The sequence below is a fragment of the Tolypothrix tenuis PCC 7101 genome (assembly GCF_963874875.1).
GTDB lineage: Bacteria > Cyanobacteriota > Cyanobacteriia > Cyanobacteriales > Nostocaceae > Aulosira > Aulosira tenue.
This window is the reverse complement of the sequence record NZ_CAWNJS010000001.1, coordinates 6,806,452-6,820,695: the sequence shown is the minus strand read 5'-3', so window position 1 is coordinate 6,820,695 and position 14,244 is coordinate 6,806,452. Positions and strand designations below refer to the sequence as shown.

Below are 14,244 nucleotides of genomic sequence, written 5' to 3'. Positions count from 1 at the left end.
TCAAATATCTTGCAGAGCTCAAAGATAGGAATTCTTTTGCACTAAAGATTAGTCTTATATATAATTCAGCACCATAGGAACGAGCAGAGATGATGAGAGCGTTTCAATCCCTAAAAGACCATTTATAAAGTAAATCTTCAGTAGGGTGTGTTACGGCTATGAAAGGATTTTGGACAAAGAGACAACAAAATTTAGCCGTAACGCACCGCCGCATGGATGGTGCGTTAGGCGCTAGGATAATTATTTCGTGGCAAATCATATCGAAAATATGCGCCTAACACACCCTACAGTAGAATGTCTGAATGGATAAAGTCGAGCTTAACAAATGTGCTAAAAACTTGTGCGACATTGTTTCAATCCCTAATAGGGATTAATGTTAATTGCAATGGCGATCGCGTCCCTGATGGATTCACTCTAGTTAAGTTTCAATCCCTAATAGGGATTAATGTTAATTGCAATTACAAGATTCAATGAGAATATTTGGGGCTTTGCACTGTTTCAATCCCTAATAGGGATTAATGTTAATTGCAATCACTACATACATGAAAAGCAGAGAAAAGTACGTTTCAATCCCTAATAGGGATTAATGTTAATTGCAATGTGGATATTACTTTGGTCGAGGATGAGGCGATTGGTTTCAATCCCTAATAGGGATTAATGTTAATTGCAATTTTAAGCAATAGCCCTCGCGTGAGGGCTATTTTATTGTTTCAATCCCTAATAGGGATTAATGTTAATTGCAATGGCTCTGGACTTGTGGCTTTTTTTCTCCCACCTCCAACAGTTTCAATCCCTAATAGGGATTAATGTTAATTGCAATACCGTAGGGTGGTTTGGTATGCAGGCGCAACCTCGTTTCAATCCCTAATAGGGATTAATGTTAATTGCAATTGCCAAACCCGTGCAGTATTCCTTTCATAGCTAATGTTTCAATCCCTAATAGGGATTAATGTTAATTGCAATGTAATGAGTTCATCATTGCAGGATGCTGGGACTTGTATGTTTCAATCCCTAATAGGGATTAATGTTAATTGCAATTAGTGTGAATGGTGTACCCGTTACCGTGAGGATAGGATGAATCGTTTCAATCCCTAATAGGGATTAATGTTAATTGCAATGATGAACTAATATTTCACTCTGGTAAAGAATATTAGTTTCAATCCCTAATAGGGATTAATGTTAATTGCAATACTTAGAAATGCCGCATGGGACTATCATGTTAGCAGTTTCAATCCCTAATAGGGATTAATGTTAATTGCAATGTGATAGGTTTCGGGATTGAATCTTATCCCCTGCTTAGTTTCAATCCCTAATAGGGATTAATGTTAATTGCAATGGTTGATTCGTGGAGCTGTGGTTTATGGTGGGGTGTTTCAATCCCTAATAGGGATTAATGTTAATTGCAATATCTGATTTCTGGGGCTGATGCGAAAAATTTAATTGTTTCAATCCCTAATAGGGATTAATGTTAATTGCAATCCCGGAAGCCGGAAAGCTAATCTCTATTTGGTTTTCAAGGTTCAGTTTCGCGGATGGGCTAATCATAGCACATGAAAATGTCAATTGATTTTTTTAAAAATGCTGAAACTAAAGCTGGGTAAAGTGCGCGCATGGTTTTAATTTAATTTTTCTCCAACAGACTGTCCTATAAGGAATACAACCATTTGTTCAACAGAGAGATTTTCTACACCCACCCATCCGCGCATTGAGCTAAAAAATCTTTTGCATTTCAACTCTAACAAACGCTTTGAGCATTTGATAGGCGATCGCACTCGAAAAAATCAGCAAGACTTCCACCCAATAAGCTGTTAAGCATTGAAATTGCATAGTCTTACCTTAGCAACTTGCAACTAGCTGTATTTGTATTGTCAATGCCATAAAATTTTTGTCATAGTCTATCTGGTATACATTGGAAAGGGCAAACTCTAACGACCAGCAACTAGGCATTCACGCTTTTAAAGAGCATGACAATAACCCTTCTCAACAATCGGTATCAAGTTATCCAGGTACTCGGTGCGGGTGGTTTTGGCGAAACCTTTCTGGCTGAGGATACTCATATGCCTTCTCGCCGACGCTGTGTAATTAAACAGCTAAAGCCCATCAGTAATGATCCGCAAACTTACCAAATCATTCAACAGCGGTTTGAGCGAGAAGCCGCTACTTTAGAGTCCCTGGGTAAAAATAGTGACCAAATTCCGGAACTTTATGCCTATTTTTCGGAAAAAGGGCAATTTTACCTCGTTCAAGAATGGATTCACGGTCAAACCTTGAGAGATATTGTTACAGCTAATAATCACGTCAGTGAAACGGCTGTGAGGGAAATTCTGTTTAGTCTTTTACCAGTATTAGAATATATCCACAGCAAAGGTATTATTCATCGGGATATCAAGCCAGATAACATTATTGTTCGTTCTCCCGATAGCAAACCAGTTTTGATTGATTTTGGCGCGGTTAAAGAAACTATCCGTTCTGTAGTGACTTCCCCAGGAATTCATGCAAATTCAATGGTAATTGGTACGCCAGGATATATGTCTAGCGAACAGGCTTTAGGAAGACCAGTGTATGCTACTGATATTTATGGTTTAGGCTTAACAGCAATTTATTTATTAACTGGTAAACAACCCCAAGAACTAGAAACCAACCAACAAACAGGGGAAATCCTCTGGCGAGATTATGCGCCTAATGTGTCGCCTAGTTTAGCTGCAGTATTGGAGCAGTCAGTTAAACCAAATGCTAGCGATCGCTACACCACTGCTAGTAAAATGCTCTATGCTTTGCAGTCCGCTAGCTATATTGCACCAGCCACAGTCACCAGACGGCCTACTACAGCTAACGCCTCAATTGGGAAAACTCAGCCATTATACGCACCGCAACCACAAACCATTGCTCCCAGTAATTGGCAAAAACCTGCTGCAATTGTTGGGAGTTTAGTTGTGGGTGGTTTGATTGGTGGATTAATAATTTCTAATATTACCCGTCAACCAGAAGTGGAAACGCCCATTGTGCAAAATTCCACTCCTTCTCCAGAACCCTCTGCTAGCATTACCCCACTTACCGAAACCCCTACCCCTACAGCAACTTCACCCGGTGCATCACCATCACCAGTGGAAGTTATTCCTGCACCAATTCCCCCTCTCAACCCCAGAGTCGAATCCAATCCCCCAGACACCACAACATCAGCACCAGAGCAAGAGCCTGTAAATTCTGATACTCCTCCACCAGTCGCCACAACTGCACCAGAGTCAAAAGCAGAAAATCCGCCGCCTGTAGTTGCTACACCAGAGGCGCGTTCCACACCAAAGAACAACGATGAGCCTCGTAAATCGGCTAGTAGCAATGTTAGCCAAAGTATTCCGGCATTTCCTACAGGTACTTCTAGAAGCAGCGTAGAAGCTACTCTTGGTAGACCAAAAAAAGATTTAAGAGGAGTGTGGCGCAATACTCGCGCTGTCACCTATAACGTAGTACCAGACCAAATTGACTTAGGCTACTTATTCGACCGCAAAACCGGAGCGTTGCGCCAAACTGAGGCAGCTTTTGCCCAATCGGTAGATCCCCAAGTCATGCAGAATACTTTAAATGGAATGTTAGGCGGTCAAGCTACGTCAGAAATTAAACAGGGATTACAACAAATACAAAGCCGTCAGTCTGATAATTTTACATTTAGCCAAGGTGGAGTCAAGGGTCAGATTGTACGGCAAGACTGTGATTTTATTTACATCAGTATTTGGGACGCAGATTTACATGATTTTGTAAACCCTGCTTCCGCGAAACAGTGTAGCTAGTTTTTAGGAAAGGGAACAGGGACTCCCAACTAAAAAAAATATACTATCGCTTTTTTGGCAAGGGAGCAGGGAGCAGGGAGCAGGGGGGATAAAGAAAATATTTTCTCTCAGAAATTTGAATAATTTAATATCTGGAAGTCTCATCGAGAAAAGGATGTGTAATTAAATTTGTTGAACTATCTCAAATAGCCTTAATTACGAACTACGAACTACGAATTACGAATTATTTCAAGCATGGCAAAATCCTCTCGTAGCTTGTCACGCTCAAATAACCCAGCCAAGCGATCACGCCTCAGGAATGCGATCGCTCATATCAAAAACTGGATGCTTTCCCCCCAGGCGATTTCATGGCTACAGTTAGCGAAGATGGCAGGAAAAATGGCGATCGCGGCGACAATTTCTTTAGTGATTGCTCAAGGGTTGCGCTGGGAATATCCTTTTTATGCAGTGATTGCGGCGATTATTGTCATGTCATCAACTCATGGCAGCACTTTAACATTAGGGATACAGCGTTTAATCGGAACCATTATTGGTGCTTTATCTGGAGCGGTTTTTGCTGTTACATTAGGTACTCATCCCTGGTCATTAGGATTGTGTGTCTTTATCACCATCTTTGCTACTTCTTGTGGAAAATTCAACGAAGCTGCAAAGTTAGCGGGGTATGTATCTGCGATCGTCATCTTAAGTTACAATCATTCGCCTTGGTTGTACGCCTGGGGTAGGTTACTAGAAACCTTGTTAGGTATTGGTGTCGCACTGTTGGTAAACAAGTTTATTTTTCCGGCTGCAGCTGGTGTACAGTTGCGAGAATGTTTATTTCAAACCTTAGTAGATTTAGAAAAGTTTTACAGATTAGTAGTTAATTGCGCCTTTACAGGAAACTACGATCGCTCTTATGCAGATGCTTTAAAAATTAGTATTATTCGTTCTTTTGGTCAAGGACGGGAACTTTGGAAAGAAGTTAGACAAGGATTGAGCAATGAACCGCCAGAAATGCGCGTTAATCCTGCTTGGGAATTTCTCATCCGGCGAATTTGGGAGCATATTCTCACAATGGAACATACTGTACTCGCTAGACAACAGGATACATTTTGGCAAATGCTTTCACCCCAATTGACTCCTTTGGCGCAAGAAACTCAAAATGTCATGCTCGTGCTAGCAACAGCAGTAAAATCTCATCAGCCACAATTATCTATTTCAGAGATGGAAGTTGCACTGACAAATGCTACAGAGCAATTCAATCATTTGCAAACAACACACCAGTCAAATTATCCCATTGATGAGCTATTGCGGTTTTTCACCTTCTTTTACATCATGGAAGAAGTAGGGAGAAAGCTGCAAAGAATGGCAGCAACTCTTAATCAAGAGTAAAACCTGCATTTTTCTCAAGCAGCAGATATAAGTACCCACGCAAAATTAAATATATATAATTAATTTTGCACAACTACATATACACAATGTCTATACATCTTGTGGGGTGGGCATCTTGCCATTGGTGTCAACTTAACGTGAAACCCCCTTGGTTGAAAGGTTTCGCCCTCACCCCCAGCCCCTCTCCCACCAGGAGAGGGGAGCAAGAGATTCAATTCCCCTTCTCCAGGGGGAGAAGGGGTTAGGGGATGAGGGCGCGACGTATTTGTACAACGCCCGCCCAATATATGCAAGTTAAATGTGGAACAGCCGATTACCTGGCATCTGTAGATTGGGTTAAGTACAGCGTAATTCAACCTACATCTACTACACAAAAGTAATAGACCCGATAATAACTGTATATTTGTTGAATTAAGGCCGCTGTTTACTAATTAAAAAAGATTGAATTCTATGAACAAAATTTTCTAACTCTTCTATATATTGAGATGTATCTGCCAGTTCTTGATTGTGGGCTAATTGTTCTAAATTTTCTATAGTTTGCTGGATGGCTTTAGCTCCGATATAGGAACTAGAGACTTTTAGTTGAGAGATTGTGTATACCATTTGCGGAAAATCTCGAGATGCGATCGCAGCTTTAGTGTCCTCTAAATGAGATAGACAATCTTTCACGTATATTTGCAATAAATAAAATTCAAATTCTTGATTATTGCCTGATATTTGGTTTAATACTTCCCAATCAATCGGCAGTTCAGATAAATTTTCATTTGTAGTAGTAACTGTTGCCGCAGCAGCAATTTCTTCTGCTGGCGTAAGTATCATGTGACTCCAATGCTCCAGCAATACTGCCAATTTATCTTTAACTACAGGCTTACTTAAATAATCATCCATCCCTGCATTCAAGCAAAGTTGTTTGTCTTCTGCCATCGCATTAGCTGTCATGGCAATTACTATAGGTTGGGAATGACTAGCAAAGTAATTTTCTGGTAGCCGACGAATTTCTCTGGTAGTTTCCAAGCCATCAAGAATTGGCATTTGGCAGTCCATGAGAATTAAGTCATAAGGAACTTTTTCTATCAGTTGTAAAACTTCTTCGCCATTGGCAGCAACATCGGCTTCATAGCCTAAACTCTGAAGCTGCTTGAGAGCAACTTTTTGATTTACCCGATTATCTTCTGCTAGCAATAATCTTAACTTGGATTTAGTAGAGCTAGCAATTTTCTTGATCGGTAATGGACATGAACGTTGTTCAATAGTTGATGGGCTTTCCAGAACATTTAAAATTGTATCAAGCAGTCGGGATGCCTTGACGGGTTTAATTAAATAACTCGCAAATCCGCTTCTACGAGAGTTTTCTAATTCACTCTTTTGATTGGTAGAAGTGATCAGAATTAACGGTATATCAGCAATAATAGGATTCGATTTAATTTGTTGTGCCAGAGTCATGCCATCTGTTTGTGGCATTTGCATATCTATTAAGATGATATGATAAGGGATTCTCATTAGGGCTGCTTCTTCTAGCATTTGCAGTGCTGTTGCAGCAGAAGATGCTCCATCTACTTGCATTCCCCAATTGCTAGCTTGATGGTGAATAATTTTGCGATTAGTAGCGTTATCATCTACTACTAACAAGCGGCGATTTTTCAGCGATTCGCGTTCTTTTCCTGGTAAAGTTAGCTGAGTTTGTTTGGTAAAAGGAACTTCAAACCAAAATTTTGATCCTTTACCGAAATTACTTTGTACGCCAATTTCTCCACCCATTAAATTTACGATTTGTTTGCAAATAGCTAATCCCAAACCAGTACCACCATATTGGCGGGTATTGGAAGCATCAACTTGGGTAAATGGTGTAAAGAGTTTGCGCTGTTCTTGTGGAGTAATACCTAGTCCAGTATCGATAATTGCAAAGTAGATGGTAGCTTGAGTAGAGGTTTCTGATTTGAGTTCTGCTTGTACTACTACTTCTCCTGTAGCAGTGAACTTAATCGCATTTCCAATCAAATTCATCAAAACTTGCCGCAGACGACTAGCATCACCTTGTAAAAGTGTAGGTACATTGCGATGAATCAAGGCCGCAATTTCTAATCCCTTATGATGAGCCAGGGGCGCTAACAAGTCCAAAACTTCCTCAACACAAGTAGATAAATCAAAGGCGAGATTTTCTAGCAGCATCTCCCCTGCTTCAAGTTTAGATAAATCCAAAATCTCGTTGATCAAAGATAAAAGTGCATCGCCACTTGTACGGATTGTTTCTACAAAATCATGCTGTTCTTCATTTAAGGGAGTTTCTAACAGTAACCCAGTCATCCCTAACACAGCATTCATCGGGGTACGAATTTCATGGCTCATGTTTGCTAAAAACATACTTTTAGCCTGAGAAGCCATCTCAGCTTGTTGACGGGCTATTTCTAGCTCTTGGCGCTGAAATGTTTCTGCTTCTAGTAATTGGGCTTGGGCTAATGCTACACCAATTTGGTCGGCTAGTGACTGTAATAGCTCAGTTTCCCAACTAGTCCATTGGCGAGGATAGTAACATTGATGGGTGATTAACAATCCCCAAAGTTCGCTTTTGAGAATTATGGGAACAACCAGATTAGCTTTGACAGCAAATTTTTGTAGTAATTGAATATGACAAGGTAGGATATCAGCCTTTTCTATGTCAGTGATGGCGCTAATCCTTCCCTGAGTATATTTTTCGATGTAGCCCTCTGTAAAACATGGGTCATCAATATTTTGTCCCATGACTACAGGTAAACCAGGAAGTACTGCTTCTTGCACTACAGTTAAAGCGCCTTGTGGTTGTATTTGCAAGATTAATGCCCTATCAGCTTTGAGCAGCTTTTGCACTTCTTTCACACTGTTTTGTAGAATCTCATTGATTTGCAGAGATTCACGAATTTTGAGTGTGAGTTCAGCAAACAGATGCGATCGCTGACTTTGACGTTTTAATGCTTCCTCTACCTGCTTGCGGGGGCTAATATCTTGATATAACCAGAGATGACCATAGTATTGCTCTGCGATAAAAATCGGTACGTAGTCTCGGCTAAAAATTCGCCCATCTCGCAATTGTAGTTCTTCATTTGTCACTATTTGTTGATGCAGCAAAATTTCTGCTACACGTGTCATGAAGCGTTCTGGTTCAGTAAACAGTTGTTGAGCATCTTGAGCAGCCTTTGAGCAATCAACTCCAGTTAACGCTTCTGGTGCGGCTGCAAAGCCAAACAAGCGGCAGAATTCTTGATTGACTAAAACTATTTTCCCTGACTCATCTTCTACCAAAACCCCAGCCTGTAGATTTTGTATCAGGGCGCTGAGACGTGATGTTGTTGTCTGTAATTGCTGATTAGCAAAAATTAATTCTTGGGTACGCTGTTCAACTCGCTGTTCTAAATGTTGATTCGCTAACAAAAGGGCTTTTTCTGTTCGCTGATGCTCAGTAATGTCGCGAATCACTAAAACTACGCTTGTTTGACTGGGTTCAGCTTCTAAAGTGTTTTCCACTTGGAAGGGAGATGCAGAAATTTCTAGAATTAACTCCTGGGAATCTTTGATAAATTCATAATAGCCTCGATGCTTAACTTGGGTTGTCAACGCCATTGAGACGGGATGAGCTGCAGTTGTCAAATCTTGCCCTGCTTGTTGTAAAGGCAATATACGGGATAGCTGCTTACCTAAAATGGAAATGTTTGGCTGAACTACCAAGCGAGAAAAAGCTACATTAAACCACTCTACTCTGCCCTGGCTATCTGTCCAGACAATCGCTTCATCTACCGTCCCTAGAGCAATCTCCATTTTTCCTAGGGTGGCACGAAGCTGATTGATTTGGTTAGATAAAGTCTCTTGATTCATATGTACTGACGCAAATTCAATTGCCCATCAAAATTGACTCAAACGCTCATTCAGCCAAGAGTGAGTGTGAATTTAATTGTGCCCAGGTTATTAACTACAATCCCAACTTTTTCGGGCAATTACAGATATTCGGTTAGCTTTCCTAAAGATAGAGATTAGCCACGAAATATGACTAAATTCGTTGTTTTTCAGCCATAATTTCCTGCTAAAACTCAATTTATCGCTGGTCTTGAGTGAAAACTTTGAGTTGTCGCTGATGGTTAATCATCTCTAAAATAGCTTTTTCAAAGCGAACGGCAAATTACACCAATTCTGCAAAATCAAGCTACCATTACACAGCAGGGAGAGATTTGTCAACCAGAATTGAGAAAAATGCTATTAAATTCGATTCTGAAAAAACTATGGGCTTTCCAGCAGACGCGTCAATTTTTTCCTAGATTTGTAATTTATAGCACATTAAAATTAGTATGTTACTGGAAAATACTGACAATCTAGCTTTTCATGTGCCTGCTTTGGTAGAGATTGCGGCAGGAGTAACTGTCTTTCCTAACTAGCCGAAAATCTTAGCGATCGCCTTTGGTGGTCTCATAAGTGATTCCTAATATATCGGCAATCCAGTTTGAGTTTAGTAATTATTTACGTACAAATGTAGATCTTGATTCAATCTTATACTAATTTGCGTTCAGTAATCAAATACTCATCTATATTTTGTTGTTTAGCAGTCTCTACTGCTCTCAGAGTAATGTGTATATTTTTCAATTTATCAAGACTATCAACAAAAAAGGTGATGAAACCTTGGTAAAAAATTGATAAAGTTACATGACAAGTACAGGCTGAGATTGATTTAGTTGTCTTTGAAGTCTGAAAATTATGGAAATAAAAAACAAGATTCAGCTTAAATTTGTTAATTAAATCAGGATTTCTTCTTAGTACTGTTGTTATCTGAACTTAATTGATCACAAAACTTCAACAAATTATCGCAGCTGGTAGTGATGATTCTTTAAAGGTAAACAATGGTAATATTAGTTGTCGTAATTAATACTTTAATATCGCTGATATTACTCTGTGTAGCTTGGCGTGTGTGGCAGCTAAAACAAGAGATTGGCAAGATAGCAGATAGGTTTACCCATTATGAACGCTGTAGCCATGCTGTACTTTATACAGCACCAGAAAAAATCTCTGCTGCCCAGCAAAATATTTATCACTTGCGACAGGGAAATCAAAGGCTAGAAGAGCAAATCCAGCAAGTGCGGCAAATTGTCAGTCTCTTGTTTCTCGGAAGGCAAGTGTGGCGGCGCTCTTTTCCCAGGCTAGGATCTACAAATGGTAAGAAGACAATCACAAAATTAGAGTAGAGCCAGACAAACTCTCTTCTTTAGCCCCAAACTTCTAACCTCGGCCCCCCATTTAAAAGTAAAGCAACATTTCTGCGGCACATCTAGTCACTGCAAGTTTAAATAATAAAAATTGCTTGAGTCTTGCAACAGAAGAAAACCCACCTAAAATGAGTTTAGGGAGAGAAACAATATCACAATGTCTAACAAGCGTTCTGGAGTATTTTTTGGCGGTTTGATGCTAGGGGCAACTATCGGGGCCTTGACAGGTTTGCTCGTCGCTCCACGCACAGGGCGCGAAACGCGTAAACTATTAAAAAAATCTGCCGATGCTTTACCAGAATTGGCAGAAGATTTATCAACCAGCGTGCAGATCCAAGCAGATCGTCTCTCAGCCAATGCACTACGCAATTGGGATGAAACTTTAGACCGACTACGGGAAGCGATCGCTGCAGGTCTTGATGCTACTAACAGAGAAAGTCAACTCTTAAAGCGGCAAAACGCCGTCGAAAACCGCAGGGCTGATTCTGAACCCGAGGAAGACTCAGATTCTCTTGCCCAGCAACTAGAACGTTCATAGATAGAATAACCGTGATCGATCCCCTGTTTTGGCTGGGACTGTCCATACTCTTAGTCGCCGCTAGTCTGACTGCTGTTTTAGTGGCGGCTATACCGGCTTTGCAGGAAGTAGCACGCGCAGCGCGCAGTGCAGAAAAGCTATTTGATACTCTTTCGCGAGAGTTACCACCTACTCTGAATGCAATTCGGGCCACAGGCTTAGAAATTACTGATTTAACCGATGATGTCAGCGAAGGCGTGAAAAGCGCAGGTCAAGTAGTTAAACAAGTCGATCAAAGCTTAGAAACTGCTAGAAAGCAGGCTCAAAACATTCAAGTAGGCACACGCAGTCTGGTTGTGGGTGTAAAAACCGCTTGGAAAACCTTCACACGCCAAAAACCTGCGAAGCGATCGCTCGATCGTCTGCCAAATCCTGAGAAAACATCCCTCCCTTCACGAGAACGAGAAGCACTCAGAGCAGAAAATCGCCGTGCCAAATCAGAAGTTTACCGCAGTAATGACGGTTACAGCGAAGCTCCTGGTTGGGAAGCTAGTTTTGATGATGAGGAGTAGTTGGGATTGGGGATTGGCGACTGGGAAAGAGCAGGGGGGCAGGGAGCAGGGAGCAGGGGCAAATAACAAACACCAATTACCAATTACCAATTACCAATGCCCAATGCCCAATGCCCTCCGTCATTTTTTGCTGCGATCGTTATAGCTTTGATCCCTAAGATTAGAGTAAAGTAAACAAGTGTAAAGAAGTATCACTTTTCCCGTACCTTTTAAAACAACTTGTTCACTTCTACCTTTGATATTTGTATAAAAACGTCCATGCAGTCTTGTTTTTGGCGACGAATTCTATTATCTATTGCTGCATTTTTCTTGGCTGGGTCAATTTGGGTGATGCATTCTCCCCCAGCGCTGGCTTATGACAATCCGGATCTGCTCCCTAAGGAAACAACCCCAGTTGTAGACTTAGCCAAATCTCTTACAGATGTACAAGAAGAAAAGCTTGTTCACGATTTAGAGCAGTTTGAAACAGATACTGGTTGGAAACTGCGAGTATTGACTCAATATGACCGTACACCAGGCCGGGCAGTAATCAATTTTTGGGGTTTGGATGATAAAAGCATTCTGCTAGTTGCTGATGCTAGGGGTGGTAATATCCTCAGCTTTAGCGTTGGCGATGCAGTTTATGAGCTTTTACCCCGGACTTTCTGGATAGAACTACAAACACGCTTTGGCAATTTGTACTTTGTACGAGAACAAGGTGAAGATCAAGCGATTCTGCAGGCTTTAGATTCCGTTAAGGGTTGTTTACTTCAAGGTGGGTGCAAGGTTGTTCCCGGATTACCTAGGGAACAGTGGATTCTCACTTTGATTACCTCAGTTATCGGTGGAGTAATTTGTGGATTTGCAGCTCAACCCCAACGTGAGGGACAAATTTTCGCTTGGCAATGGGCTTTGATTTTCTCGCCTTTGTGGGGAATTTTGTTTATTGCCTTCGGCATTGGGCCTGTAGTGACACGTACTAGCGACTGGTTACCGCTATTTCGCAATATTGCTGGATTTTTGATTGGCGCTTTGGTTGCCTATCTATCTCCAATTTTCAATCGTTCTTCTTCTAATGCTGAATCCTAAGGGGAATCAGAAAAAATCCAAAAACTAAAAAGATCCAATATTTTCAGGTAGGGTGCGTTAACATCAAAGCGTTCATCATCAAGCAATATCTTGATTTTACGGCGGTGCGCGATCGCTTCCGCCACAACGCACGCTACTAGATATTGGGTAGTTATGAATTAGGGGTGCTGGATCACTCAGTACTCGGAAAGCTCTGAAGCTGATAAGCTGTAAGCTGAGATCTCAGAGCTATATGGAAATGGAATGGCACGTAACTGATGCTCAAAGTTTGGCAATAATTGATAGTGAAATTGGCGATCATGTCTTTTCACCAGCGGAATATGAGATTATTCGGCGAGTTATTTACGCGACAGCCGACTTTGAGTATAAGTCTTTAATTTGGTTTTCTGAACATGCTTTGCAATCTGGCGCAGCAGCTTTAGCAGCACGTACTACGATTGTGGCAGATGTACCCTTGGTACAAGTAGGTATTAGCTACGATATCCAAAATACCTTTGCTAATCCGGTATATTGTAGTTTTGACACAGCCACACGCCCGCAAACAGAAAAAACTCGGGTAGCTTGGGGAATAGAAACCCTAGCGAGACGCTATCCAGAAGGTATTTTTATAGTTGGTCAATCGCAAACAGCACTAACAGCACTGATGGATCTAATCGAGACTGAAGAAATTCGCCCCGCTTTGGTAATTGCGACACCAGTGAGGTTTTTGAATGTAGATGCGGCTAAACAACGCTTACAAGAGGCTTTAGTTCCCCACATTACAATTGAAGGGCGCAAAGGTAATGCAGTGGTAGCATCTGCGATTGTCGATGGCTTGGTAGACTTGGCTTGGCAAGCTTACGGGCAAGATGGGAATAGGGGAAGGTGAAAGGGGAATGGGGAATTGGTAATTGGTAATGGGTAATTGGTAATAATAAAAAATAACTGAAATACTCAGCACTCAGAACTTAATAATCATAATCGTCGTCGTATCTCTCTTCTTCTTGACGGCGACGGCGACGTGGTCTTTCATTTGGGTCTTCACGCAAGCGGCGGCTTGTTTCGCTAAAGAAATCTTGTCTTACAACGGGATAATCGCTAACCCACAAGTCACGACTGGGAATGTAAATATCGCTGAACTCTTCAATCCTGCCTAAATCTCGGCGATTGGACATGACTATCATTTCGGCAATTAGACCACGTGTAATCACTTTGTAAGCAGGTTTGAGTGGTGCATTAAATTCAATGCTAAATCCTGTGTCATCTCCGACTTCTAAGTTAATCCGCTTTTCGCGATTTTCTACAATTACTAATTCCCCTTTGCTATTAACAGTTTCCTGCTTACCGATTAACTGGTCTGTAATCCACCAATCAAGTATGCGACCCCGGAAAAAGCCACTGTATTTGTAACGGCGACATTGTACATTCCGCACACTTGCTTGAAATACGGGATACCACAGCCAAAAAAATGCGCCAATTATCCCTAATAGAAATACGACTAAATCTAATTCAATCCTAAAAAAGACTTTAACCAGCAAAATTACAACTACAGCAACTACAGAAATTAATAGCCTCTGTATGAAGTTAGAAAACTTTCCCCAGTAGTACTTGTATTGTGGCCCACTGGCAATTAAGGGAATTATTTGTTCAAATTTCTGTCGAGTCAGTGGAACTAACATGAGTGATTTCTGGGGGACTGGGGATTGGGGATTGGGGACTGGGGACTGGGG

General features: G+C 41.1%; 9 protein-coding genes, 1 pseudogene and 1 CRISPR repeat array. Of the genes and pseudogenes, 7 read left to right on the top strand and 3 right to left on the bottom strand.

What is annotated here, in order from left to right:
• Positions 1–350 precede the first annotated feature (350 nt).
• Positions 351–1,479: a CRISPR direct-repeat array (repeat unit 37 nt; unit sequence GTTTCAATCCCTAATAGGGATTAATGTTAATTGCAAT).
• Between the two features lie 485 nt (positions 1,480–1,964).
• Together AACU25_RS26875 and AACU25_RS26870 are read left to right on the top strand one after the other, a co-directional pair.
• The gene (locus AACU25_RS26875; protein ID WP_096580920.1) at positions 1,965–3,785 is read left to right on the top strand and encodes a serine/threonine-protein kinase; all 1,821 of its coding nucleotides are present in this window, start codon (positions 1,965–1,967) and stop codon (positions 3,783–3,785) included.
• A 234-nt stretch (positions 3,786–4,019) separates the two neighbouring features.
• Entirely contained in the window at positions 4,020–5,156 is a 1,137-nt protein-coding gene (locus AACU25_RS26870; RefSeq protein WP_096580918.1) for an aromatic acid exporter family protein, read from the top strand.
• 411 nt (positions 5,157–5,567) lie between these two features.
• On the opposite strand, the gene AACU25_RS26865 is transcribed toward AACU25_RS26870, so the two are convergent.
• Together AACU25_RS26865 and AACU25_RS26860 are read right to left on the bottom strand one after the other, a co-directional pair.
• Entirely contained in the window at positions 5,568–8,606 is a 3,039-nt protein-coding gene (locus AACU25_RS26865) for a response regulator (protein WP_339382118.1), read from the bottom strand.
• Positions 8,598–8,945, bottom strand: a pseudogene (locus AACU25_RS26860) (diguanylate cyclase); the annotation flags it as partial. The pseudogene AACU25_RS26860 and the gene AACU25_RS26865, both read right to left, overlap by 9 nt.
• Positions 8,946–10,015: 1,070 nt before the next feature.
• On the opposite strand from AACU25_RS26860, the gene AACU25_RS26855 reads away from it, so the two are divergent.
• The 5 genes from AACU25_RS26855 (at position 10,016) to AACU25_RS26835 (ending at position 13,403) form a co-directional block, all read left to right on the top strand.
• A complete protein-coding gene (locus tag AACU25_RS26855; protein WP_096580914.1) occupies positions 10,016–10,357 on the top strand; it encodes a hypothetical protein in 342 nt (113 codons plus the stop codon).
• A 178-nt stretch (positions 10,358–10,535) separates the two neighbouring features.
• Positions 10,536–10,916 (top strand): YtxH domain-containing protein, encoded by a 381-nt coding sequence (locus AACU25_RS26850; protein WP_096580912.1) that lies wholly within the window; start codon positions 10,536–10,538, stop codon positions 10,914–10,916.
• 11 nt (positions 10,917–10,927) lie between these two features.
• Positions 10,928–11,467 carry a hypothetical protein gene (locus AACU25_RS26845; protein ID WP_096580911.1) on the top strand — a complete coding sequence of 180 codons (540 nt, stop codon included), beginning with the start codon at positions 10,928–10,930 and terminating at the stop codon, positions 11,465–11,467.
• Between the two features lie 258 nt (positions 11,468–11,725).
• Positions 11,726–12,535 carry a TPM domain-containing protein gene (locus AACU25_RS26840; RefSeq protein WP_096580909.1) on the top strand — a complete coding sequence of 270 codons (810 nt, stop codon included), beginning with the start codon at positions 11,726–11,728 and terminating at the stop codon, positions 12,533–12,535.
• Positions 12,536–12,773: 238 nt separating this feature from the next.
• Positions 12,774–13,403, top strand: coding sequence for a precorrin-8X methylmutase (locus AACU25_RS26835; RefSeq protein WP_096584105.1), 630 nt, complete (start codon positions 12,774–12,776; stop codon positions 13,401–13,403).
• A gap of 79 nt (positions 13,404–13,482) precedes the next feature.
• Here the strand turns inward: AACU25_RS26835 and AACU25_RS26830 are convergent, their stop codons facing one another.
• A complete protein-coding gene (locus tag AACU25_RS26830; RefSeq protein WP_096580907.1) occupies positions 13,483–14,193 on the bottom strand; it encodes a phosphate ABC transporter permease in 711 nt (236 codons plus the stop codon).
• Positions 14,194–14,244: the final 51 nt, after the last annotated feature.

Coding starts and splice junctions, on each gene's coding strand:
- AACU25_RS26830 (WP_096580907.1), bottom strand. CDS start 14,193: ATGTTAGTTCCACTGACTCGACAGAAATTTGAACAAATAATTCCCTTA.
- AACU25_RS26875 (WP_096580920.1), top strand. CDS start 1,965: ATGACAATAACCCTTCTCAACAATCGGTATCAAGTTATCCAGGTACTC.
- AACU25_RS26850 (WP_096580912.1), top strand. CDS start 10,536: ATGTCTAACAAGCGTTCTGGAGTATTTTTTGGCGGTTTGATGCTAGGG.
- AACU25_RS26855 (WP_096580914.1), top strand. CDS start 10,016: ATGGTAATATTAGTTGTCGTAATTAATACTTTAATATCGCTGATATTA.
- AACU25_RS26870 (WP_096580918.1), top strand. CDS start 4,020: ATGGCAAAATCCTCTCGTAGCTTGTCACGCTCAAATAACCCAGCCAAG.
- AACU25_RS26840 (WP_096580909.1), top strand. CDS start 11,726: ATGCAGTCTTGTTTTTGGCGACGAATTCTATTATCTATTGCTGCATTT.
- AACU25_RS26835 (WP_096584105.1), top strand. CDS start 12,774: ATGGAATGGCACGTAACTGATGCTCAAAGTTTGGCAATAATTGATAGT.